Annotated in this window: 22 protein-coding genes; 7 read left to right on the top strand and 15 right to left on the bottom strand. The window is 68.4% G+C overall.

The features are described from left to right. Positions 1-699: a tetratricopeptide repeat protein gene (locus STARVERO_RS00540; RefSeq protein ID WP_144341948.1), complete on the top strand. Its 699-nt coding sequence runs from the start codon at positions 1-3 to the stop codon at positions 697-699. A gap of 5 nt (positions 700-704) precedes the next feature. Further along, entirely contained in the window at positions 705-1,019 is a 315-nt protein-coding gene (locus tag STARVERO_RS00535; RefSeq protein ID WP_159597542.1) for a hypothetical protein, read from the top strand. 39 nt (positions 1,020-1,058) lie between these two features. Here STARVERO_RS00535 and STARVERO_RS00530 read toward each other — a convergent pair whose 3' ends face one another. Together STARVERO_RS00530 and STARVERO_RS00525 are read right to left on the bottom strand one after the other, a co-directional pair. Next, the gene (locus STARVERO_RS00530) at positions 1,059-2,090 is read right to left on the bottom strand and encodes an Ldh family oxidoreductase (protein ID WP_159597541.1); all 1,032 of its coding nucleotides are present in this window, start codon (positions 2,088-2,090) and stop codon (positions 1,059-1,061) included. Next, on the bottom strand, positions 2,087-2,776 hold the full coding sequence (locus STARVERO_RS00525) for a GntR family transcriptional regulator (RefSeq protein ID WP_159597540.1): 690 nt from the start codon (positions 2,774-2,776) through the stop codon (positions 2,087-2,089). Before STARVERO_RS00525 ends, STARVERO_RS00530 begins: the two co-directional genes overlap by 4 nt. Positions 2,777-2,875: 99 nt before the next feature. On the opposite strand from STARVERO_RS00525, the gene STARVERO_RS00520 reads away from it, so the two are divergent. From STARVERO_RS00520 to STARVERO_RS00510, 3 genes are read left to right on the top strand one after another with little or no spacing between them, the layout of a single operon-like run. Continuing rightward, entirely contained in the window at positions 2,876-3,496 is a 621-nt protein-coding gene (locus STARVERO_RS00520; protein WP_159597539.1) for a TRAP transporter small permease, read from the top strand. Beyond that, on the top strand, positions 3,496-4,761 hold the full coding sequence (locus STARVERO_RS00515; protein ID WP_159597538.1) for a TRAP transporter large permease: 1,266 nt from the start codon (positions 3,496-3,498) through the stop codon (positions 4,759-4,761). Before STARVERO_RS00520 ends, STARVERO_RS00515 begins: the two co-directional genes overlap by 1 nt. Positions 4,762-4,805: 44 nt before the next feature. After that, positions 4,806-5,798: a TRAP transporter substrate-binding protein gene (locus STARVERO_RS00510; RefSeq protein ID WP_144341954.1), complete on the top strand. Its 993-nt coding sequence runs from the start codon at positions 4,806-4,808 to the stop codon at positions 5,796-5,798. Positions 5,799-5,861: 63 nt separating this feature from the next. Here STARVERO_RS00510 and STARVERO_RS00505 read toward each other — a convergent pair whose 3' ends face one another. The 9 genes from STARVERO_RS00505 to STARVERO_RS00465 form a co-directional block, all read right to left on the bottom strand. Further along, the gene (locus STARVERO_RS00505; protein ID WP_159597537.1) at positions 5,862-6,899 is read right to left on the bottom strand and encodes a trans-3-hydroxy-L-proline dehydratase; all 1,038 of its coding nucleotides are present in this window, start codon (positions 6,897-6,899) and stop codon (positions 5,862-5,864) included. A 133-nt stretch (positions 6,900-7,032) separates the two neighbouring features. Further along, positions 7,033-8,136, bottom strand: a complete 1,104-nt coding sequence (locus STARVERO_RS00500) for a cis-3-hydroxy-L-proline dehydratase (protein ID WP_159597536.1) — start codon at positions 8,134-8,136, stop codon at positions 7,033-7,035. Positions 8,137-8,247: 111 nt separating this feature from the next. Then, positions 8,248-9,249, bottom strand: a complete 1,002-nt coding sequence (locus STARVERO_RS00495) for a 4-hydroxyproline epimerase (RefSeq protein ID WP_159597535.1) — start codon at positions 9,247-9,249, stop codon at positions 8,248-8,250. Between the two features lie 12 nt (positions 9,250-9,261). Further along, the gene (locus STARVERO_RS00490) at positions 9,262-10,515 is read right to left on the bottom strand and encodes an NAD(P)/FAD-dependent oxidoreductase (protein ID WP_159597534.1); all 1,254 of its coding nucleotides are present in this window, start codon (positions 10,513-10,515) and stop codon (positions 9,262-9,264) included. A 136-nt stretch (positions 10,516-10,651) separates the two neighbouring features. Further along, a complete protein-coding gene (locus STARVERO_RS00485) occupies positions 10,652-11,548 on the bottom strand; it encodes a dihydrodipicolinate synthase family protein (protein ID WP_159597533.1) in 897 nt (298 codons plus the stop codon). A 40-nt stretch (positions 11,549-11,588) separates the two neighbouring features. Beyond that, positions 11,589-12,314, bottom strand: a complete 726-nt coding sequence (locus STARVERO_RS00480; RefSeq protein WP_144341960.1) for an amino acid ABC transporter ATP-binding protein — start codon at positions 12,312-12,314, stop codon at positions 11,589-11,591. Between the two features lie 8 nt (positions 12,315-12,322). Continuing rightward, positions 12,323-12,988, bottom strand: coding sequence for an amino acid ABC transporter permease (locus tag STARVERO_RS00475; protein WP_144341961.1), 666 nt, complete (start codon positions 12,986-12,988; stop codon positions 12,323-12,325). Between the two features lie 13 nt (positions 12,989-13,001). Then, on the bottom strand, positions 13,002-13,664 hold the full coding sequence (locus tag STARVERO_RS00470) for an amino acid ABC transporter permease (protein ID WP_159597532.1): 663 nt from the start codon (positions 13,662-13,664) through the stop codon (positions 13,002-13,004). 146 nt (positions 13,665-13,810) lie between these two features. Further along, complete coding sequence (locus STARVERO_RS00465) at positions 13,811-14,623, bottom strand: ABC transporter substrate-binding protein (protein ID WP_159597531.1); 813 nt, start codon at positions 14,621-14,623, stop codon at positions 13,811-13,813. A 300-nt stretch (positions 14,624-14,923) separates the two neighbouring features. Here STARVERO_RS00465 and STARVERO_RS00460 point away from each other — a divergent pair, with 300 nt between their 5' ends. Both STARVERO_RS00460 and STARVERO_RS00455 read left to right on the top strand, forming a co-directional pair. Beyond that, complete coding sequence (locus tag STARVERO_RS00460; RefSeq protein WP_144341964.1) at positions 14,924-15,586, top strand: GntR family transcriptional regulator; 663 nt, start codon at positions 14,924-14,926, stop codon at positions 15,584-15,586. A 51-nt stretch (positions 15,587-15,637) separates the two neighbouring features. Continuing rightward, the gene (locus STARVERO_RS00455) at positions 15,638-16,876 is read left to right on the top strand and encodes a CaiB/BaiF CoA transferase family protein (protein ID WP_159597529.1); all 1,239 of its coding nucleotides are present in this window, start codon (positions 15,638-15,640) and stop codon (positions 16,874-16,876) included. Positions 16,877-16,974: 98 nt separating this feature from the next. Here the strand turns inward: STARVERO_RS00455 and STARVERO_RS00450 are convergent, their stop codons facing one another. The 4 genes from STARVERO_RS00450 to STARVERO_RS00435 are packed head-to-tail and all read right to left on the bottom strand — an operon-like array spanning position 16,975 to position 21,561. Further along, complete coding sequence (locus STARVERO_RS00450) at positions 16,975-17,622, bottom strand: NUDIX domain-containing protein (protein ID WP_159597528.1); 648 nt, start codon at positions 17,620-17,622, stop codon at positions 16,975-16,977. Between the two features lie 14 nt (positions 17,623-17,636). Continuing rightward, a complete protein-coding gene (locus tag STARVERO_RS00445; protein ID WP_159597527.1) occupies positions 17,637-19,271 on the bottom strand; it encodes an ABC transporter ATP-binding protein in 1,635 nt (544 codons plus the stop codon). Continuing rightward, positions 19,268-20,452, bottom strand: coding sequence for an ABC transporter permease (locus tag STARVERO_RS00440; RefSeq protein WP_159597526.1), 1,185 nt, complete (start codon positions 20,450-20,452; stop codon positions 19,268-19,270). The genes STARVERO_RS00445 and STARVERO_RS00440 overlap by 4 nt, the downstream gene beginning before the upstream one ends. A gap of 2 nt (positions 20,453-20,454) precedes the next feature. Beyond that, on the bottom strand, positions 20,455-21,561 hold the full coding sequence (locus tag STARVERO_RS00435; protein ID WP_144341969.1) for a microcin C ABC transporter permease YejB: 1,107 nt from the start codon (positions 21,559-21,561) through the stop codon (positions 20,455-20,457). Between the last annotated feature and the right edge of the window lie 97 nt (positions 21,562-21,658).

Below are 21,658 nucleotides of genomic sequence, written 5' to 3'. Positions count from 1 at the left end.
GTGTTGTCCCATCGTGTCGAGCCCGATCGCGCCTCGCCCCTCGCCGCGGCGATCGACGCCTACAATGCCGGGGAGTTCGAGACCGCCTTCCGCCGTTTCACCCGCCTTGCCGACGACGGAGACGCCGAAGCCGCCACCTGGCTCGGCGCCCTCTATGCGCATGGCGAGGGAGTCGAGGCGTCCCTCGCCAAGGCCTTCGAGCACTATCTGGTCGGGGCCGAGGCCGGCATGCCGATGGCGCAGACCAATGTCGGCGCCATGCTGGTCATGGGGCAGGGCGTCGGGCGCGACATCGCTGAGGGCGCCAGATGGCTCGCCCGCTCCGCCGAGCAGGGCGATCTCTACGCCCAGTACAACCTCGCGACCCTCTACGCGAAGGGCGAGGGCATCGAACGTGACGACGCGGCGGCGGCGGGCTGGTATCGCCGCGCGGCGGAAGCCGGCCATTACCCCTCGCAGGCGCGCCTCGGCTACATCTATGCGAACGGCGTGGGCGTCGAGAAGGATCTGGTCCAGGCCTATCTCTGGCTCTCGCTCGCCGCCCAGCACGGCATCGGCGCCGCGCTCTCCGCGCTGGAAGCCATCGTCACCCAGATGTCGGCGCCCGAGAAGAACCGGGCCGCCGCCGAGGTCGAGCGCTGGCGCGGCCGGACCCGCGAGGTCTCACGCCATGCCCGCCTGATGCCGATTCCGGGGTGAACGCCATGATGCTCAGCGTCCAGCAGATCAAGTATGAGCTGCTCCTCTACATCAAGGAGTTCGGCGGCCGTGCGCAGGACTGGCGGATCGGCGTCGCCGAGGACGCGCCGCAGGCCCTGTTCGGCGAGAACGGCGTCGACGAGGCGGCGGACATCTGGTGCTGGAAGCCGGCGCTGACGCCGGCCGCCGCCCGCGCCGTCTATCGCTACATGACCGAGCAGTTCCATGTGCCACCGGCTCCGTCGAGCGGGCAGGGGCGCTGCGTGTTCCTGTTCGCCAAGGGCAAGCAGGCGGTCGCGGAGCCGGTGCCGGGCGGCTGAGCCGTCCCCGGTCATGCGTCCCCGGTCATGCGTCTCCGGTCAGGCGGGCGCGGACAGCGCCCTGAGCTCGGCGACCAGCTTCGCCCGCAGGGTCACGCCTTCCCGATTGCGCTCGCGCGCCGCGTAGCGCCGTTCCGAGGGCAGCCGCACGCCCGGCTGCTGTCTGGCAAGAGCGAACAGCTCGTCCGCATCCGCCAGTCGTGACGCCAGGCTTTCGGCCCCGAAGACCGCCGGGTCGATGGCGATGAACAACTCGCCGCCCAGCGGCGGGCCGCCGTCGCCGTTCTCCACAGCCATGGACTGCCGGCTGGTGAGGTCGCCGATCAGCGGGCCGGCGATCAGTTCCACCATCATCGACAGGGCCGATCCCTTGTGCCCGCCGAAGGGCAGCAGCGCGCCGGCGAGGGCCTGCGCCGGGTCGGTGGTCGGCGCGCCGTCCGGCCCGACGGCCCATCCCGGCGGGATCGGCTCGCCGGCGCGGCGCTTCAGCTCGATCTCGCCGCGCGCCGCCGCGCTGGTGGCGAAGTCGAAGAGGAAGGGGCGTCCTTCGGGGCCGGGCCAGCCGAAGGCGATGGGGTTGGTGCCGAGCAGCGGCTGGGTGCCGCCGGCCGGCGCGACGCAGCTCTGGCCGATGGTGAAGCACCAGGCCGCCAGCCCCGCCTCGGCCGCCGGTTCGATATCCGCCCACAGGGCCGAGAAATGATAGCAGTCGCGGATCGCCAGAGCGGCGATGCCGTAGGTCTTCGCCGCCTCGATCAGCGCCGGCACGCCGGTCTCGATGGCGAGCGGGGCGAAGGTACGATGAGCGTCGACCCGCAGCACCGCCGGCGTGACGCGGGTGAGGGTCGGCAGCGCGTGGCGCTCCGCCTTGCCGCTGCGCACCGAGCCGACATAGCCGATCAGCCGGTAGAGGCTGTGCGAGTGGCACTCGTCGACCTGCGCCCGCGTGATCGAACGCGCGATGGCCTGCGCATGTGCCGCGCCGAGCCCGGCGCCGGTCAGCGTGTCGGCGCACAGCGCGTGCACCTCGTCGAGGGTCAGGCGCACCGTGTCCGCGGCGGCACCGGTCATGGAGCGTCCTCGCGGGCGCCGCGCTCCAGCGCGCGCAGCAGGTCGTCATGCACCGTGCCGATGTGCTCCTCGAGGAAGGCGCAGGCCTTGGCGATCTCGCCCGCGCGGCTGAGCGTCACCAGCTCGGCATGCTCGTCCACGGCGCGCTGCATGCCGACGATGCCGGTTCCCGCCGTGTCGCTGAGCTGCACGCGGGTGTAGCGGTCGCTCGATTGCAGCAGCGACTGCACGATGGTCAGCGAGCGTGGCTGGCCGGCGCGCCCGTACAGCGCCATGTGGAAGTCGGCGTTGAGCTGCCCCCAGCGGCTCAGATCCTGCGCGGCGGTGGCCGCCACCATCTGCCGGTTCATCTCGTCGAGCCGTGTGAAGTCCGCCTCCGCGAGCGCGGGAATGGAGCGGGCGAGCAGCCGGGGCTCCAGCAGGCGGCGCAGGCCGAACACGTCGTTGATCTCGTCGAGCGAGAGCTCGGAAACGATGGCGCCCTTCTGCGGCACGATCCGCACCAGCCCCTCGGCGTCGAGCTGGAACAGCGCCTCGCGGATGGGGATGCGGCTCACCTTGAAGGTCGCGGCGAGCGCGTCCTGCCGGAGCTGCGCGCCGGCCGGATAGGTGCCGTCGAGGATCGCCTTCCGCAGCTGGTCGAGGATGGCGGCCGAAAGGGTGCGGTGCTTGAGGAGCGGGGTCATTCTGCGCGTTTCGGGCCTGCAAAAATCACGTCGGGCATATTGACGGATATAATTTATAAAATCTACGATCACAAAAAAGACAGAGGGAAAAGCGTGATCATGTCGCAAGCCGACGGCCTCCCCGCCGGTGGCGGGCCCCTCCATGCGCTCACCACCGTTTCCGAGGCGCTCCTATGGGTGGAGCGGCTCGCCATCAGTGCGCTGATGGCGCTCCTCACCGGCCTCATCCTGCTCAACGTCGTCACGCGCTACGGCGGCATCCCGCTCTATTGGGTGGACGAGTCCGCCATCTTCACCACGGTGTGGCTCACCTTCATCGGCGCCTCCGCCATGTCGCGGCTGCGGCTCGATTTCTCGATGACACTGCTGACCGAGCACCTCTCCCGCGGGGCGGCGAAAGCCGTGGGCGTGCTGGCGACGCTGTGCGTGCTCGGCTTCGGCCTCGCGCTCGCGGCGATGTGCTGGGTGTGGATGGACCCCGTCGGCATCGCGAGCGCCGGTTTCGACGGGAAGGAATATGGCGGGGCGACCTTCAACTTCCTCTACACCGAGCGCACGCAGACGCTGAACTGGCCGAGCTGGGTGGTCTATCTGGTGCTGCCCGTCTTCGCGGTGGCGCTCACCGTCCACAGCGCCGCCAACCTCGCGGAGGACCTCGGTCTTTCCGGCCGGCCCGACCGCAGCGGCTTCGGCCTCGGCAGCGCCGAGGAGGTCGCCTGATGATCACCAGCGCTGCCTTTGTCCTTGCGCTGCTGATCGGGGTGCCCATCGGCATCGCCATCTGCCTCACCGGCGTCGTGTTCATCGCCGCCAGCGGCAATCCGGTGCTCTACCAGAGCTTTCCGCTGCAAATGTTCGGCAGCGTCGACAATTACGGGCTGATCGCCATTCCGCTGTTCATCCTGATCGGCGAGATCATGAACGGCGGCGGCATCACCCGGCGCATCATCGACATGACGATGGCGTTCATCGGCGCGATGCGCGGCGGCCTCGCCTATGTGAACCTGCTGGCGAACATGTTCGTCTCGTCCATCCTCGGCTCGGCCACCGCGCAGGTGGCGATCATGGCGCAGCTCATGGTCCCGGAGATGGAGGCGAAGGGCTACGACAAGACATTCGCCGCCGGCCTCACCGCCTATGCCGGCATGCTGGGGCCCATCATCCCGCCCTCGATCATGTTCGTCATGTATTCGGTGCTGGCGCAGGTGCCGGTGGGCGACATGCTGATCGCCGGCCTCGTCCCCGGCTTCGTGCTCACGGCGCTGTTCTGCATCGTCATCGCGCTGATGGGGCTGCGCTACAACTATCCGCGCGGCGAGGCGGCCAGCCTCTCGCAGCGTGTGAAGACCGTGCTCGCCTGCGCGCCGACGCTGCTCATTCCCATCGTCATCGTCGGCTCCATCCTCACCGGCCTCGCCAACCCGACCGAGTCCGCCGCCGTCGGCGCGCTGGCCTCGATCCTGATCGGCCGGTACTGGACGGGAGAGCTGCGCTTCGCCCAGCTGCCGCGCATGTTCCTGCGCGCCGGCGTCTATTCCGGCATCGTGCTGTTCCTGGTCGCGGCGGCGGGCGTGCTGTCCTGGGTGCTGGTGTTCGCCAAGATCCCGCAGGAAGTCGCGCTGTGGATCCAGTCGATCGCCAGCGGGCCGATCAGCTTCATGCTGCTGGTCAACGTCATCCTGCTCGTCATCGGCACGGTGATCGACGGCGCGCCGGGGCTGATCATGACGGTGCCGATCCTGCTGCCGATCGCCACCGAGGTCTACAACATCGACCCCGTGCAGTTCGGCGTGGTGGCGGTGGTCAACCTCGTGCTCGGCTTCCTGTCGCCGCCCGTCGGGCTCTGCTTCTTCGTCGCTGCGGCCGTCACCGGGGCCAAGCCGGGCAAGATGTTCATCGTCACCCTGCCGTTCTTCATCGCGTCCTGCGTGCTGCTGGTGCTGCTCTCGATCTTCCCGGTGCTGTCCACCGCACTGGTCCGCTGAACCTCCGCCAACAAGAACCTTCCGTGCCAGAGGAGAAGAAACCGATGCTCTCACGCCGTTCCCTGCTCACGGCCGCGGCGGCCGGTGCCGTCCTGCCGCTCGCCGCTCCCGGAGTGCTCCGCGCCCAGACGCGCGACCTGCGCCTCGGCCTGATCACCCCGCCCGGCCATCCCTGGAACAACGCCGCCCTCAAGGTGGGCGAGGTTCTGAAGGAGAAGACCGCCGGCAAGCTGACCATGACCGTCTTCCATGCCGGCCAGCTCGGCAATGAAGGCGCGATGATGCAGCAGCTGCAGACCGGCGCGCTCGACCTGGCCTTCCTGCAGGCGGCGGAGGTCGGCAACCGGGTGCCGAACGTCGCGGCCATCCTCGCGCCCTATGTCGTGCGCTCCACCGAGGCGGCGGCGAAGCTGGTGCGCCAGCCCATCGCCATGCAGATGCTGGACCCGCTGCCGAAGGAGACCGGCACGCTCGGCCTCGGCTGGGGCATCACCTCGATCCGCGCGGTGTTCTCGGCCAAGCAGATCGACGGCCTCGCCGGGCTGAAGGGCATGAAGCTGCGAATCAACACGACGCCGGCCTTCCGCGACTTCTACCAGTTGCTCGGCGCCGCCCCCACGCCGATCCCGACCCCGCAGGTGTTCGACGCCATGGCCAACGGTCAGGTGGACGGGCTGGAGGCGGACCTCGACTTCTCCTGGAACCAGCGCTTCGACAAGGTGTCGAAGGTGATGATGCGCATGGACGCGGTGTTCATGCCGATGATCGCGCTGGCCTCCGGCCGCGCCTGGCAATCGCTCCCCGAGGAGGACCGCAAGCTGATCGCGGAGGCGACCAAGGCGGCGCTCGACGTGCAGGTCGACGAGACGGTGGCGAACGCGCCGAAGATCATCAAGGACTTCGAGGGCACCGGCATCAAGATGGTGGTGCCGCCGGCGGCGGACTCGGCGCCGATCATTGCCGAGTATGACAAGATCTGGGTGCCCAAGGCGCCCATCCTGCCGGAGCTGCGCAAGGTCGGCGCGACGCTCGGCTGAGCGCTGCCTCATCCCTGAAGACGCGAGAGGCGCCCGTCGGGCGCCTCTTTCATGTGGGAGGTCTCAATCCTGCTTCCACACCGGCCAGGTGTCGGAGAGCCGGTAGCCGGTCGGCCAGGGGTCCTCCGGGTCGAGCATAAGCTGGGCGGTGTGCGTCACCCAGGCGCGGCCCATGATCGAGGGGAAGATCGCCGGCCGGCCGCCGACCGTGGTCTCGCCCTCGATCCGGCACTCGAAGCGGGAATCGATGATGGAACGGCCGATGAAGGTCTCGCCCACCTTCAGCCGGCCCTTGGCGTGCAGTACCGCCATGCGCGCCGAACAGCCGGTGCCGGTGGGCGAGCGGTCGATCTTGCCGGGGCGGATGGCGACCGCGTTGGCGCCCGACTTCACGCCGTTCTCCTCGATCACCGGCGCGGCGAACTGGCAGAAGGAAATGTGGTTCCAGTCGGCATTCTCGGGGTGAGCGAAGCCGAGCTGGCGATTGGCCGCCTTGACGATCTTCATGCCGGTCTCGGCAAGGTCCTTCGCCTCGTCCGGGCGGATGGAAAAGCCGAGCGCATGGGCATCGACGATGCAGAAGCTGTCGCCGCCATAGGCGGTGTCGACGGTCAGCGTGCCGAGGCCCTCCACTTCCAGCCTGGCGTCGAGCTTGTCGGCGAAGGAGGGGTGGTTGCGCACCTTGATGCGTTCGGCCTTGCCGTTCCGGCAATAGGCGGTGGCCTCGATCAGCCCGCCCGGGGCCTCCAGCACCATATGCGTCTCGGGCTCGACCATCGGCACGATGCCGGTGTCGAGCAGCACGGTGGAGACGCAGATGGAGTTGGAGCCGGACATGGGCGGGGTGTCCTCCGGCTCCATGATGATCCAGGCGGCGACGGCGCGCGGGTCCTTCGGCGGCACCAGCAGGTTCACATGGCGGAAGACGCCGCCGCGCGGCTCCTGAAGGACGAAGTTACGCAGCGTGTTGTCGCTCGCGATGAAGCGCGACTGCGCCCACACCGTCTCGCCCGGGGGCGGGGCGACCCCGCCGACGATGACGTCGCCGACCTCGCCCTCGGCGTGGCAGCCGACGACATGGATGACCTTGGATGAGCGCATGGGGGCCTCCGGTGGGTTCTATCCGCCGTCTGGTCGTCATGGCCGGGCTTGACCCGGCCATCCACGTCTTCTGCTGCGGAGGAAGAAAGGCGTGGATCCCCGGGCCAAGCCCGGGGATGACGTCGTTAGGTGTTCAGCCGATCACCACCACCGGGTTACCCAGCGCGTCGAAGATCGGCTCGATGCCCAGCCCCGGCGCGTCCGAGGTGGTCATGAAGCCGTCGACGCGCCTGGGCGCGCCGTGAGCGATGTCCACCGTGCCGTAGCTGTTGAAGTCGGTGGCCGAGAAGGTGAACTCCTCCGGCGTCGAGCGGGCGAGATGGGCGATGGTGGCGGTGACGATGTCGCCGCCCCAGGTGTCCTCGATGGTCATCGGCGTGCCGGAGGCGACGCAGATGTCGCGCATCAGCCGCGCCTTGGTCAGACCGCCGACCTTGGAGATCTTCAGGTTGATGATGTCCATGGCGTCGTCGGCCAGCGCGCGCTGGAGGCTCGCCACGCCGTCGATCACCTCGTCGAGGACGAAGGGGCGCGCGGTGCGCCGGCGCACCGAGACGCATTCCTCATAGGTGGGGCAGGGCTGCTCGATATAGACGTCGAGATCGGCGACGCTGGCGGCGATGCGCGCGGCTTCCGCCCGCGTCCAGCCCGTATTGGCGTCGGCGACAAGGATGTCGCCTGCGTCCAGAATGTTGCGGGTGGCGCGGATGCGGTCGATGTCCTGATCCGCGTCGCCGCCGACCTTGAGCTGGAACTTGGTGTAGCCCTCGGCCTTGTAGCCGGCGATCTTCTTCGCCATCACCTCGGGCGCCTCCTGCGAGATGGCGCGGTAGAGAGCGACCTTTTCCTGCGCGGCGCCGCCGAGCAGCTTGTAGACCGGCAGGCCCGAGACCTTGCCGAGGATGTCCCAGCAGGCGATGTCGATCGGCGCCTTCACGTAAGGATGGCCGCGCAGCACCGAATCCATGTGGCGGTTGAGGACGTTGAGGTCGGTCGGGTCGAGGCCGACGACCTTGGGGCCGATTTCCTCGAGGCCCGCGCGCACGCCATGCGCATAGGCGGGTAGATAGGCCGAGCCGAGCGGGCAGCATTCGGCATAGCCGGTGATGCCGGCATCGGTCTCCACCGCGACGACGGTGGAATCGAACACCTCGATGAAATTGCCGTTCGACCAGTTGTAGCGGCCTTCCCTGAGCGGCAGGCCGACCTTCCACGCCTTGATGCCGGTGATCTTCATGTGCGTCACATCCGTTGTCTCGACGTCATCCCGGGCCCGTCCCGGGAGTGACGTCTTTCGAGGCCAATTCGTGGATGGCCGGAACAAGTCCGGCCATGACGAAAGAAGGATTCACACCACCACGAAGCCATGCGCGAAGGGGTCGCGGTCGTCGATGAAGATGGTGTTGTAGCCGGTCATGCGCGCCCAGCCGCCGATGGAGGGGATGATCGCGTCGCGATCTCCCACCTTCGCCGCCGCCTCGACGCGGCCCTTGAACAGCGAGCCGATGATGCTCTCGTGCACGAAGTCGTCGCCGACCTTGAGCTTGCCGAGGGCGGCGAGCTGCGCCATGCGCGAGGAGGTGCCGGTGCCGCAGGGCGAGCGGTCGATAGCCTTGTCGCCGTAGAACACGGCGTTGCGCGCATGCGCCTCCGGGTGCTGCGCCACGCCCGTCCAGAGGATGTGCGACAGGCCGCGGATCTCCGGTTTCTCCGGATGCACGAACTCGTATTTCGCGTTCAGCGCCTTGCGCAGCGCCGGGCTCATGCCGACCAGTTCGCCGGCGGTGAAGTCCGCCATGTCGCGGAACCGCTCCTGCGGCTCGACGATGGCGTAGAAATTGCCGCCATAGGCGACGTCCACCGTCACCTCGCCGAGGCCCGGGCATTCAGCGGTGAGACCGCGCGCGTAGAGGAAGGCGGGCACGTTGGTGATGCGCACCTCCTCCACATATTGCCCCTCCTGCCGGTACTCGGCCTTCACCACGCCGGCGGGCGTGTCGAGCATCAGCACACCCGGCGTCTTCGGCGTCACGAGCCCGTGTTCGATGGCCATGGTCACCGTGCCGATGGTGCCGTGTCCGCACATGGGCAGGCAGCCGGATGTCTCGATGAACAGGATGGCGACGTCGCAATCCGGCCGGGTCGGGGGGTAGAGGATGGAGCCGGACATCATGTCGTGGCCGCGCGGCTCGAACATGAGACCGGTACGGATCCAGTCGTACTCTTTGAGGAAATGGGCGCGCTTCTCGATCATGTTCGCGCCCTGAAGGTTCGGCCCGCCGCCGGCGACGAGGCGCACGGGATTGCCGCAGGTGTGGCCGTCTATGCAGAAGAAGCTGTGTCGCGCCATGGCATGAACTCGTCAGAAGCGGTCGGGGCGGAAGGGATCGAGTGGAATGGAGGGCGTGCGGCCGGCCGCGAGGTCGGCCACCAGCCGGCCGGTGGCGGCGCTCTGGGTCAGACCGAGATGGCCGTGGCCGAAAGCGTAGAACACGCGGGGGGAGGCGCCGGAGGTGCCGATGACCGGCAGCGAATCCGGCAGCGAGGGACGGTAGCCCATCCACTGCTTGCCGCCCTCGGTCCGCAGCCCCGGCAGGAAGGCGGCGGCCTTGGTCAGCATGGCCTCGGAGCGCTTGAAGTTCGGCGGCAGCTTGAGCCCGCCGAGCTCCACCGCGCCGCCGACGCGGATGCCGGTGGAGAGCGGCGTGACGACGAAGCCGTGGCCGCCGAAGGTGAGCTGGCGGTTGAGCGCGAAGGCGCCGGGCGGCAGCGTGGTGTTGTAGCCGCGCTCGGTCTCCAGCGGGATGGCGTCGCCGAGAGCGGCGGCGAGCGGGCGCGACCAGGCGCCGCCGGCCAGGACGACACGGTCGGCCTCCAGCGTCTCGCCGCCAGCAAGGCGCAGGCGCACGCCGCCCTCACACGGCTCGATGGCGGCGACCTCGCCATGGGTCAGCGCCGCGCCGCGCGCCATCACCGCGCGGAACAGAGCGAGGGCGAAATGATAGGGATCGTCCACCGTCTGCCAGTGCGGGGTGAAGGTGCCGGCGACGAAGCGGGGCGACAGGCCGGGCTGCAGCTCGGCGAGCCGCGCGCCGCGCACATGCTCGAAGACGATGCCTTCGCGGGCGCGCGCGTCCCAGCCGGGCTGGGAGGCGGCGAGTTCGGCCTCGCTCTCATAGAGCTGGAGATTGCCGTCGCGGCGCACATGGCCGCCGAGGTCGGCCTCCGCGACCATCGCCTCCATGGCGCGGGCCGCGAAGCGCATCAGGTTGCCCTGGGCCTCGATGGAGTGGCGGTAGCGGTCGGGCAGGCTGGCGCGCCAGAAGCGCAGGAGCCAGGGCGCGATGCGCGGCAGGTAGGAGGGCGGGATGGCGAGCGGCCCGAGCGGGTCGAGCAGCCATTTCGGCGCCTTGCGCAGGATGCCGGGCGAGGCCAGCGGCAGGATGTCGGTGAAGGCGAAGGCTCCGGCGTTGCCGAAGCTGGCGCCTTCCGCCACGCCGCCCCGCTCGACGAGCCGCACGCGGTGGCCCCCGGTGGCGAGATGGAAGGCGGTGGCGAGCCCGACGATGCCCGCGCCGATGACGACGGTTTCATCCCGGGCGATCTGGTCGGTCATGTTGTCCTGCTCAGGCGGGAAGGCAGCCCTTGCGGGCGGGATCGCGGCCGGTCGCCTGCCGGTTGAAGGGGCGGCCTGTCATGCGTGTCTCCGGAGCCGTGGCTCCGGAGACGGGGGTGTCGGCAAAGAGATCGGCTCACGCCGCCTTGGCGAGGGCCGGGCGGGTGGCGAGGGCCTCGCGCACGATCGTCTCGACCTTGGCGCGCTGCTCGCCTTCCAGCGGCAGGCGGGGGGCGCGCACGCGCTCGGTGGTGCCGGTGACCAGCGCCTCGACCAGCTTCAGGTTCTGGACGAGGTAGGTCGACACGTCGAGGTCGAGCAGCGGGCGGAACCAGCGGTAGATCGCCAGCGCCTCGTCATAGCGCTTGGCCTTCATCAGCTGGTAGATCGCGACCGTCTCGTGCGGGAAGGCGACCACGAGGCCGGCGACCCAGCCGACCGCGCCCACCGCCAGCGCCTCATAGGCGAGGTTGTCGACGCCGGTGAACACGTCGTAGCGGTCGCCCAGCGCGTTGACGATCTCGATCGCGCGGCGGATGTCGTCCGAGGACTCCTTGATCGCGACGAAGCGCTTGTCCTTGGCGAGCTCGGCCATGATCTCGACCGTCACGTCGACCCGGTAGGCGATGCGGTTGGAATAGATCATCACCGGCAGGTCGGCGGCCTCGGCGACGGCGCTCAGCGTCGCCACCGTCTCCTTCGGGTTGGTGTGGTAGACGAGGCTCGGCACCACCATCAGCCCGTCGGCGCCGGCCTGCGCGGCGCGCTTGGCGAGCGCGGCGCTGTCGCGGGTGGCGGCGTCGGCGATGGTCATCAGCACCGGCTTCTTGCCGGCGACGGCCTTGGCGGTCTTCAGGACGGCGAGGCGCTCGTCATGCGAGAGCATCGGACCTTCGCCCAGCGAGCCGTTGACGATGATGCCATCGACGCCGGCCTCGATCTGGAAGGCGAAGCAGCGCTCCATCTCCTTGTGATCGAGGGTGTCGTCCTCGTTGAACTTGGCGGTAACGGCGGGAAAGACGCCCTGCCACATGGGAAATGCTCCTTCGGTCTCTCGAAAAATCGATCGGGTATCACAGAACGGATTTGAGGAACGCCACGGTTTCCGGCTGCTGTGGATTGCCGATCACCTGGGCGGGCGGGCCGATCTCGTGGATCCGGCCCTTGTGGAAGAAGGCCACGCGGTTCGACACCTCGCGGGCGAAGGCGATCTCGTGGGTGACGCAGATCATGGTCATGCCCTCGGCGGAGAGCAGGCGCATGGTGTCGAGCACTTCGCCCACGAGCTGAGGGTCCAGAGCGGACGTCACCTCGTCGAAAAGCATGTAGTCCGGCGACATGGCAAGCGCGCGGGCGATGGCCATGCGCTGCTGCTGGCCGCCGGACAGGCGGGAGGGGTAGACGTTCAGCTTCTCGGCGAGGCCGACATGGCTGAGCTTCTCGACCGCGATGGCCTCGGCCTCGGCCTTCGACTTGCCGAGCACCTTGCGCGGGGCGAGCATCACGTTCTCCAGCACCGTCAGATGGGGGAAGGCGTTCCACTGCTGGAAGACGATGCCGATCTTGCGGCGGAGCTTGTTGAGGTCGGTGCCGCGGGCGTGCACGTCGGTGCCGTCCACGAGGATGCGGCCGGAATTGATCGGCTCCAGCCCGTTGATGCACATCAGCAGGGTCGACTTGCCCGAGCCGGAGCCTCCGATAACGGAGACCACCTCGCCCTTCTCGACGGTCATGGTGACGCCCTTGACCACTTCGAGAGAGCCGAAGGATTTGTGAACGTCCTGAATCTCGATCGACATGGTCTTTCTCAGTCGTTTTCGCGCCAGCGCTTCTCCAGCCGCGCCCCGAGGCGGGCGATGGGGAAGCTCATCAGGAAATAGATCAGGCCGGCGATGGAGAGCACGAAGAGCGGCTCCTGGATGCGGGTGACGATCACCTGCGAGGAGCGCAGCAGTTCGACGACGCCGATCCACCAGACCATGGCGGTGTCCTTCATCACGCCGAGGGTGAGGCCGATCCAGCTCGGCAGCGCCACCCGCAGCGCGATGGGGAAGACGATCTCGGTCAGGTCCTGCCGGTAGCTCAGCCCCAGCGAGCGGGCGGCGCGGCGCGTCGTCGCCGGCACGGCGAGGAAGCCCGAGCGCACGATCTCGGTGCAGTAGGCCGACATGTACAGCGCCAGCACCACGCAGCCCACCGTGAACGGGCTCCAGTGGATCCCCACGATGGTCTTGAAGGAATTGGCGAGCACCAGCTGGATCAGCAGCGGGATCGACCGGAACACGTCGAGCACCGCGCCGAGGGGGGCGTTGACCCACCAGGGCGCGACCGCGCGGACGACGCCGAAGGCGACGCCGAGCAGCGTGCCGCCGAGGACCGCCCAGCCGGTGAGCGCGAGGGTGACGCCCGCGCCCTTCAGCATGAACCAGAGGTCGTTGAGCGAGAAGGTCGTCTCGAAGAGGGAGGAGAACATCGCGGCGCCTCCCTCAGTAGCGGAACAGGCGCCACGCCATGAGGCGGGCGGAGATGGTGACGAGCTTGGCGAGCAGGTAGTAGATGACCGCCGCCAGGGCGAAATATTCGAAGGTGCGGAACGAGCGCACGTTGAGTTCCTGCGTCACACCGGTGAGGTCATTGTTGAGGCCGACGATGACGCCGAGCGAGGTCATCAGGATGGCCCAGACCATCTGGTTGGTGAGCGGATAGAACACGATACGGAACATCTGCGGCAGCACGATCAGGCGGAAGGCCTGCACCTGTCCCATGCCGAGCGAGCGGGCGGCGCGGACCTGGGTCTGCGGCACGGCGCGCAGGCCGCCGCGGAAGGTTTCGGCGAGGTAGCCGGCATTGTTGAAGGTGATGCCGGCGAGCAGCGCGACGAAGCTGTCGAGATGGATGCCGAGCGAGCCGAGGCCGAAATAGGCCATATAGATCTGGAACAGCGAGGGCGTGTTGCGCGCCAGCTCCACCCAGGTCGCGGCGAGGGCGCGCAGCGAGCGGTAGGAAGAGCTGCTCGCCACCGCCAGCAGCACCGCGAAGAACACGCCGAGCAGCATGGAGAGCACGGCGATCTCCAACGTCACCAGCGCGCCCGCCAGCATCTCCGGCAGGGCCCTGAACGCGGGCAGCCAATGAAAGGTGTAGTTCATCGCTTTCGCTTGCTCAGCGTGACCCGAGGCCGCCACCCGCATACCCGGCCCGATGCCGGGCATGCGCGGTCGCGATCATGAGGAGGCCGGTGCGTGGCCGGGGACAGGCCCGGCCACGACGTCCGGCGACGGGAGCGTCTGCCGGCTCAGCGATAGACGCCGGGCACGGTCAGGTCCGGCGCGGTGCCGAGCCCGACCCACTTGTCGTAGAGCTCCTTATAGCGGCCGGTGCGCACCTGCTGGTTGACGAACAGGTTCAGGTAGTTGAGCAGGCCCTGCTCGTTGCGCAGCGCGATCAGCGCGACGTAGTCGATGTCGTAGGGCGCGTCGCCGCCCATCATCAGGCCCTTGTACTTGCCTTCCTTCACGATCGCGGCGGCGACGGTGGAGGTGACGACGGTGGCGTCGATCTGGCCCTGGGCAAGGGCGAGGAACACGTCGGCCTGGGTCTGGTAGCCGCGGAAGGAGCCGGTGCCCCACGCCTTCACGTCCTTCTCAAGCGCGATGGCCTCGAAGGTGCCGGAGACCGAGCCGGTCTTCTTGCCCTTGAGGTCGGCGTAATCCTTGATGCCGAGGCCGTCCTTGGTCAGCACGACCATCTTGAAGGCGAAGTAGGGGATGGTGAAGCCGGCGGTCTTGGCGCGCTCCAGCGTGTCGGAGGTGGAGGCGACGCCGACGTCGACGCGGCCGGAGACGAGAGCGGGAATGCGGTCGGGGAACGGGGTCTCGACGATCTCGGCCTTCACGCCGAGTACCTTGGCGAGGTCGTTGCAGTAGTCGACGTCGAAGCCGATCGGCTCGTTGTTGGCATCGCGCGACCCCATGGGCGGGAAGTCGAGCACCACCGCGCAGCGCAGCGTGCCGGAAGCAATGATGTCGTCGAGCTTGTCCGCCTGCGCGGGCATGGCGGCGGCGAGCGTCAGCGCCGCGGCCGCCAGAATGCCGATTCCCTTAGCCATTACGGCTCTCCTCTGAAGGACATGTGTTTGCTGTTAGTGGCCGTCGGCGCCGCTGTTTCAGGTGCCGGCCGGCGACGGGAAGGAGCTTCCAATTTTTGGATCCAAGTTGCAATATCCTTTTTGCAGTATCTGTGCGAAATTCTTCGGCATGCCTGCCGCCTGTGCTGCGCGCACTGGCGTTGCGGGCGCCGAGACGGCAGGGTGCTACGCCATTAGTCGATGCCGAATCGGTGCGAAGCCGGTCGGCGGGTCAGCCGGAAGGGGAGTGCGGTGAAGGTTAGGGCAACGGACATCGCGCAGATGGCGTCCGCCTCCGACGTCATCTTCGACGCGCTGCGCGAGGCGATCGCCAAGGGCGACATCTCCGAAGGCCAGACCCTGCGGCAGGACCACATTGCCCGCATGTTCAACGTGAGCCGCATCCCGGTGCGCGAGGCGCTGACCCGGCTGGAAGAGCAGGGGCTGGTCTCGACCCAGCGCTATCGCGGCGCGGTGGTCACTACCCTGTCCACCGAGGAGATCCGCGAGATCTTCGAGTTCCGCGCGCTGCTGGAGCCGGAAGTGCTGCGCTATTCGGTGGAGCGCATCACCGAGGAGGGGCTGGAGAACGCCAAGCGCTTCGCCAACGCCTTCTCGACGGAAAGCGATTCCTCGCACTGGGGCGAATTGAACCGGCGCTTCCACTACAGCCTCTACGAACCCTCCGGGCGACCCTATTACCTCCAGACCATCAGCGCCGCGCTCGATCGCGTGGACCGCTACCTGCGTGCCCAGCTCGTGCTGACCGACGGCATGGCGCGCGCACGGCGCGAGCATCAGGGCATTCTGGAAGCCTGCATCCGGCGCGACGCCGACGAGGCGGCGCGGCTCACCCGCGAGCACATTCTCGGCGCCAGCGTCTCGCTGATCGGCTTCCTCGAGCGCACCCGCGCGGAGAATGAGGCCGACAAGACGCGCGCGTGATATGCCGGCCCTTCACGAACCGGACGCGTCCACGAACCGGGCAGGCCCGCCATGACCGATGACCGAACGAGCCCTTCCCCCGCGCAGGCGCTGGCCGGGATACGGGTGCTGGACCTCTCCCGCGTGCTCGCCGGCCCCTGGGCGACCCAGATGCTGGGCGACCTCGGCGCCGACATCATCAAGATCGAGAAGCCCGGCGCCGGCGACGACACGCGCGGCTGGGGGCCGCCCTGGCTGGCGGACGGCGAGGGGCGGGAGACGCGCGAGAGCGCCTATTTCCTCGCCGCCAACCGCAACAAGCGCTCCGTGACCATCGACATGGCCAAGCCCGAGGGGCAGGCGCTGATCCGCCGGCTGGCGCAGACCAGCGACGTGCTGGTGGAGAACTTCAAGGTCGGCGGGCTGAAGCGCTACGGGCTCGACCATGACAGCCTCGCCGCGCTGAACCCGCGCCTCGTCTACTGCTCGATCACCGGTTTCGGGCAGGACGGGCCGGAGGCGGGCCGGGCCGGCTACGACTTCATGATCCAGGGCATGTCCGGCCTGATGTCGGTGACCGGCAGCCCGGAGAGCGAGCCGCAGAAGATCGGCGTGGCGCTGGTCGACGTGCTCACCGGCCTGCACGCCGCCATCGCGGTGCTGGCGGCGCTCCAGCAGCGGCAGCGGACCGGGCGGGGCCAATATGTCGACCTCGCCCTGTTCGACGTCGCCATGGCGAGCCTCGCCAATCAGGCGCTGAACTTCCTCGTCGGCGGCACGGCGCCGCGCCGGCTGGGCAACGCCCATCCCAACATCGTGCCCTATCAGGCGTTCGAGACGGCGGACGGCCATCTCATCCTCGCGGTCGGCAACGACGCGCAGTTCGCCCGCTTCTGCCGGATCGCCGATCTGCCGGAGGTGGCGGGGGATGCGCGCTTCCTCGCCAATGCCGGCCGGGTCGCCCATCGCGAGGTGCTGATCCCGCTGGTGGCTGCCGCCCTGAAGCGCCAGACCACGGGCGAATGGCTCGCCATGCTGGATACGGCGGGGATACCGGCGGGGCCGATCAACACCATCGCACAGGCCTTCGCCGAGCCGCAGGCGCTCGCGCGCGGGCTGGCGCTGAGCCTTCCCCATGTACTGGGCGGGATGGCTCCCGGCGTACGCAGCCCGCTGCGGCTGAGCGATTCCCCGCTCGACGCGCCGCTGGCGCCGCCGACGCTCGGCCAGCACACGGATGCGGTCCTGGCGGAGGTGCTCGGCCTGTCCGCCGAGGAGCGCGCCCGGCTGCGGAGCGCGGGCGTTCTCTAGAGCGTTTCATGGCTTAGCGTAAGCACTGAAACGCTCTAGACCTTTGAGTTGTCGTATTTTCTTCACGCGAACCGGTGCCCGCTTCGCTCGAAAATGCTCTAGCGGCCGGCAGCGACGAACGCCTCGATCCGCGCCCGGTTCAGCGCGAACCATTGCAGGGCGATCAGCACGAAGCCATTGGCGAAGGGGTGGGGGAAGGGTGCGGCGAGGCTCGCCAGCGCGTCCTCCACCGGCACCAGGAACGGATGCGTCAGCTCGGTCTCGCCCGGCTCGCCGGCGACGGCGGGAACCTGCGTGGAATCGACGAGGCCGACATAGATGGTGGCGTGCTCGTCAGTGACGCCCGGCGTCGGCAGGAAGCGCACCGCCGGCAGGAGCGCGCGCGGGGCGACGCCGATCTCCTCGCGGCATTCGCGGCGCGCGGCGGCCTCGGTTTCCTCGCCGGGATCGACGAGGCCGGCGGCGATCTCGACCAGCTCGCCCACCCCTGTCGCCAGCTGCGCGCCGAGGCGGAACTGGCGGATCAGCACGAAGCAGGCGGCGTCGGGATCATAGGCGAGGACGCCGACCACCGGGCCGACCCGCAGGATGTCGCGCTGCTGGCGCAGCGGTGCGTCGCGCGCCCCGTCCAGCGTCGCCACCATGCGGTGATAGGGACGGAAGCCGGCACCCACCTCTTCGGGCGGCGTCAGGGCGACGTCGATGGAGCGGTCGGCGAGCACGCCGATTTTCGCTCGTTCTGTCATGGGGAGACCTGCCTCTAGGCGCCGTTGCCTGCCACGGCTGCCGTCTCCATGTTGAAGGCGGCGGCGAACAGCGCCCGCGTATAGTCGGTCTGCGGCGCGGCGAACAGTTCGGCGGCCGGGCCTTCCTCCACCACCACGCCGCCCTTCATCACCATCACCCGCGAGGCGAGCGCGGCGACGACGCGCAGGTCGTGGCTGATGAACAGATAGGTGAGGCTGCGCTTGTTCTGCAGGTCGCGCAACAGGTCGACGATCTGGGCCTGGACGATCATGTCCAGCGCACTGGTCGGCTCGTCCAGCACCACGAAGGAAGGCTCCAGCACGATGGCGCGGGCGATGGCCACGCGCTGGCGCTGGCCGCCGGAGAATTCGTGGGGGTAGCGATGCCGGCTCTCCGGCTCTAGCCCGACATCCTGCAGCGCCGCGATCACGCGCGCATCGCGCTCCTCGGCGGAGAGCCTGGGCTGATGCACCCTCAGCCCCTCGCCGACGATGTCGGCGATCGACATGCGGGGCGAGAGCGAGCCGAACGGGTCCTGGAAGACCACCTGCATCTCGCGCCGATGGCTGCGCATCTGCTTGAAGCCGAGCGTGTCGATCGGCTTGCCCATGAAGACGATGGGGCCGTCGCTGGAGATGAGACGCAGCAGGGCGAGGCCGAGCGTGGTCTTGCCGGAGCCGCTCTCGCCGACGACGCCCAGCGTCTCGCCGCGCCGGATCTCCACCGAGATGCCGTCCACCGCCTTGATGTGGCCGACGGTCTTGCGCATCACGCCGGCCTTGATCGGGAACCACACCTTGAGGTTCTTCGCCTCCAGCACCACCGGCGCCTCCGGGTGCGGCGGGGCGGGGTTGCCGCGCGGCTGGGCGGCGATGAGCGCGCGCGTATAGGGATGGGTCGGGTTGGCGAAGATGTCCGCCACCGGCCCCGCCTCGACGATGCGGCCGTGGTTCATCACGCAGACATGGTCGGCGATCTTGCGCACGATGCCGAGGTCGTGGGTGATGAACAGCATCGCCATGCCGAGCCGGCGCTGGAGGTCCTTCAGCAGCTTGAGGATCTGCGCCTGCACGGTGACGTCGAGCGCGGTGGTCGGCTCGTCGGCGATCAGCAGTTGCGGCTCGTTGGCGAGCGCCATGGCGATCATCACGCGCTGGCGCTGGCCGCCGGAGAGTTGGTGCGGGTAGGAGCCGAGCCGCGTCTCCGGCTCGGGGATGCCGACCTCGGTGAGCAGCTCGATCACCCGCGTCCGCGCCGCCGTCCCGCGCATGCCGCGATGCAGGAACAGGATCTCGGCGATCTGCTGCTCCACCGTGTGCAGCGGATTGAGCGAGGTCATCGGCTCCTGGAACACCATGGTGATGTCGTTGCCGCGCACTTGCCGGATGTCCTGCTCGGGCATGGCGAGCAGGTCCGCGCCCTTGAACAGGATGCGCCCCGAGGGGTGGCTGGCGGCAGGATATTGCAGGAGCTTGAGGATGGAGAGGGCGGTCACCGACTTGCCGGAGCCGCTCTCGCCGACCAGCGCGACCGTCTCGCCGCGCCGGAGGTCGAACGACACGTGGTCCACCGCGAGCGTGGTCCGGGCCCCCTGCGTGAAGGCGACCGACAGGTCGTGGACGGAGAGAAGGGGCTGCGTCTCGCTCATTGGAAGGTCTTCCTCGGGTCGAAGGCGTCGCGCACGGCTTCGCCGATGAAGATGAGCAGGCTCAGCATGAAGGCCACCGTGAAGAAGCCGGTGAGGCCGAGCCACGGGGCCTGCACGTTCGCCTTGCCCTGCGCCAGCAACTCGCCGAGCGAGGGTGAGCCGGGCGGCAGGCCGAAGCCGAGGAAGTCGAGCGCGGTGAGCGTCATCACCGAGGAGGAAACGATGAAGGGCAGCATGGTGAGCGTCGCCACCATCGCGTTGGGCAGCATGTGCCGCCACATGATGACGCCGTTCGACACGCCCAGCGCCCGCGCCGCCTGCACATATTCGAAATTGCGCGCGCGCAGGAATTCCGCGCGCACCAGCCCGACCAGCGACACCCAGGAGAACAGCAGCAGGATGCCGAGCAGCACCCAGAAGCCGGGCGCCAGGATGGAGGAGATGATGAGCAGCAGATACAGCGCCGGGATCGAGGTCCAGATCTCGATGAAGCGCTGGAAGATGAGGTCGGTCCAGCCGCCGAAATAGCCCTGCACCGCACCCGCCGCCACGCCGACGATGGAGGAGATGACGGTCAGCACGAGGCCGAACAGCACCGAGAGGCGGAAGCCGTAGATGAGGCGGGCGAGCACGTCGCGGCCCTGATCGTCCGTGCCGAGCCAGTTCCATTCCAGCGCGTCGCAGCCGCCGGTGCGGCCGAGCTTGGCGACCACCGGCGCGCATTGCGCCTCGGTCAGCATCCAGGTCGGCGGGGAGGGGGCGGGGGTCGGCAGATCGAGATTGTGGGTCGAGTAGGAGTAGCGGATCGGCGGCCAGATCATCCAGCCGCCCTTCTCGGATATCAGCTTTTGCAGATAGGGATCGCGGTAGTCCGCTTCCGTCTCGAAGTCGCCGCCGAAGGTGGTCTCGGGGTAGGAGACGAGGCCGGGGAAATAGTAGCCGCCGTCATATTCCACCAGGAAGGGCTTGTCGTTGGCGATGAACTCGGCGCCGAGGCTGAGCACGAACAGGACCGAGAAGATCCAGAAGCTCCACCAGCCGCGCCGGTTGCGGCGGAAATTGGCGAGGCGGCGCTGGTTGAGCGGCGACAGGCGCGAGCGGCGCGCGGTCTCCGGCGCCGGCGCGGCGGCCGGGGTGCCGGTGGGCGCGGCCGGGGGCAGGGTGGTGTTCGCGGCGTCCATGCTCAGACGTCCCGCGTCTCGAAGTCGATGCGCGGATCGACCCAGGTATAGGTGAGGTCGGAAATGAGGTTCACCACCAGCCCGACGAGGGAGAAGATGTAGAGATTGGCGAACACCACGGGGTAGTCGCGGTTGAGCACGCTCTCGAAGCCGAGCAGGCCGAGCCCGTCGAGCGAGAAGATGGTCTCGATCAGCAGCGAGCCGGAGAAAAAGGCGGCGACGAAGGCGCCGGGGAAGCCGGCGATGATGATCAGCATGGCGTTGCGGAAGACGTGGCGGTAGAGCACCGCCCGCTCCGACAGCCCCTTCATCCGCGCGGTGACGACGTATTGCTTGCGGATCTCGTCGAGGAAGGAGTTCTTGGTCAGCAGCGCCATGGTGGCGAAGGCGCCGAGCACCATGGAGGTGATCGGCAGCGCGAGATGCCAGAAATAATCGAGGATCTTCGCGCCCAGCGAGAGCTGGTCCCAATTATCGGAGGTGAGCCCGCGCAACGGGAACCAGGAGAAGAACGACCCGCCGGCGAACAGGATGATCAAGAGGATGGCGAAGAGGAAGCTCGGTATGGCGTAGCCGACGATGATCACCGCCGAGGTCCACACGTCGAAGCGCGAGCCGTCGCGCACGGCCTTGGCGATGCCGAGCGGGATGGAGATGGCGTAGGTGATCAGCGTCATCCACAGGCCGAGCGAGATCGAGACCGGCATCTTCTCCTTGATGAGGTCGATCACCGAGATGTCGCGGAAATAGGAGCGCCCGAAGTCGAAGCGGGCATAGTTCCAGATCATCAGGGCGAAGCGCTCATAGGCGGGCTTGTCGAAGCCGAACTGCTTCTCCAGTTCCTTGATGAAGGCGGGGTCGAGACCCTGTGCGCCGCGATATTTCGACGAGACCGGATCTCCCGTCGGCGCGCCCTGCGACATGCCGCCGAAATCGCCGCCGCCGCCGGAGATGCGCGCCGTGGCGGAGGAGCCCTCGCCGGTCAGTTCGGCGATCACCCGTTCGACCGGGCCACCGGGCGCGAACTGCACCACCACGAAGGAAACCAGCATGATGCCGATGACGGTCGGCACCATCAACGCGAGGCGTCGGACGATATAGGCGAGCATGCGATCGAGGTTCCTTCGCCGGGCGTCACCGGACTGTTGCGCACAGGGTGGAGGGCGGGCGCTACCGCGTCAACTTAACGTCCGTTCATGCGGGGTT

The sequence above is a fragment of the Starkeya nomas genome (assembly GCF_902703545.1).
GTDB classification, from domain to species: domain Bacteria; phylum Pseudomonadota; class Alphaproteobacteria; order Rhizobiales; family Xanthobacteraceae; genus Ancylobacter; species Ancylobacter moscoviensis.
This window is presented reverse-complemented; position numbering and strand designations above follow the sequence as displayed.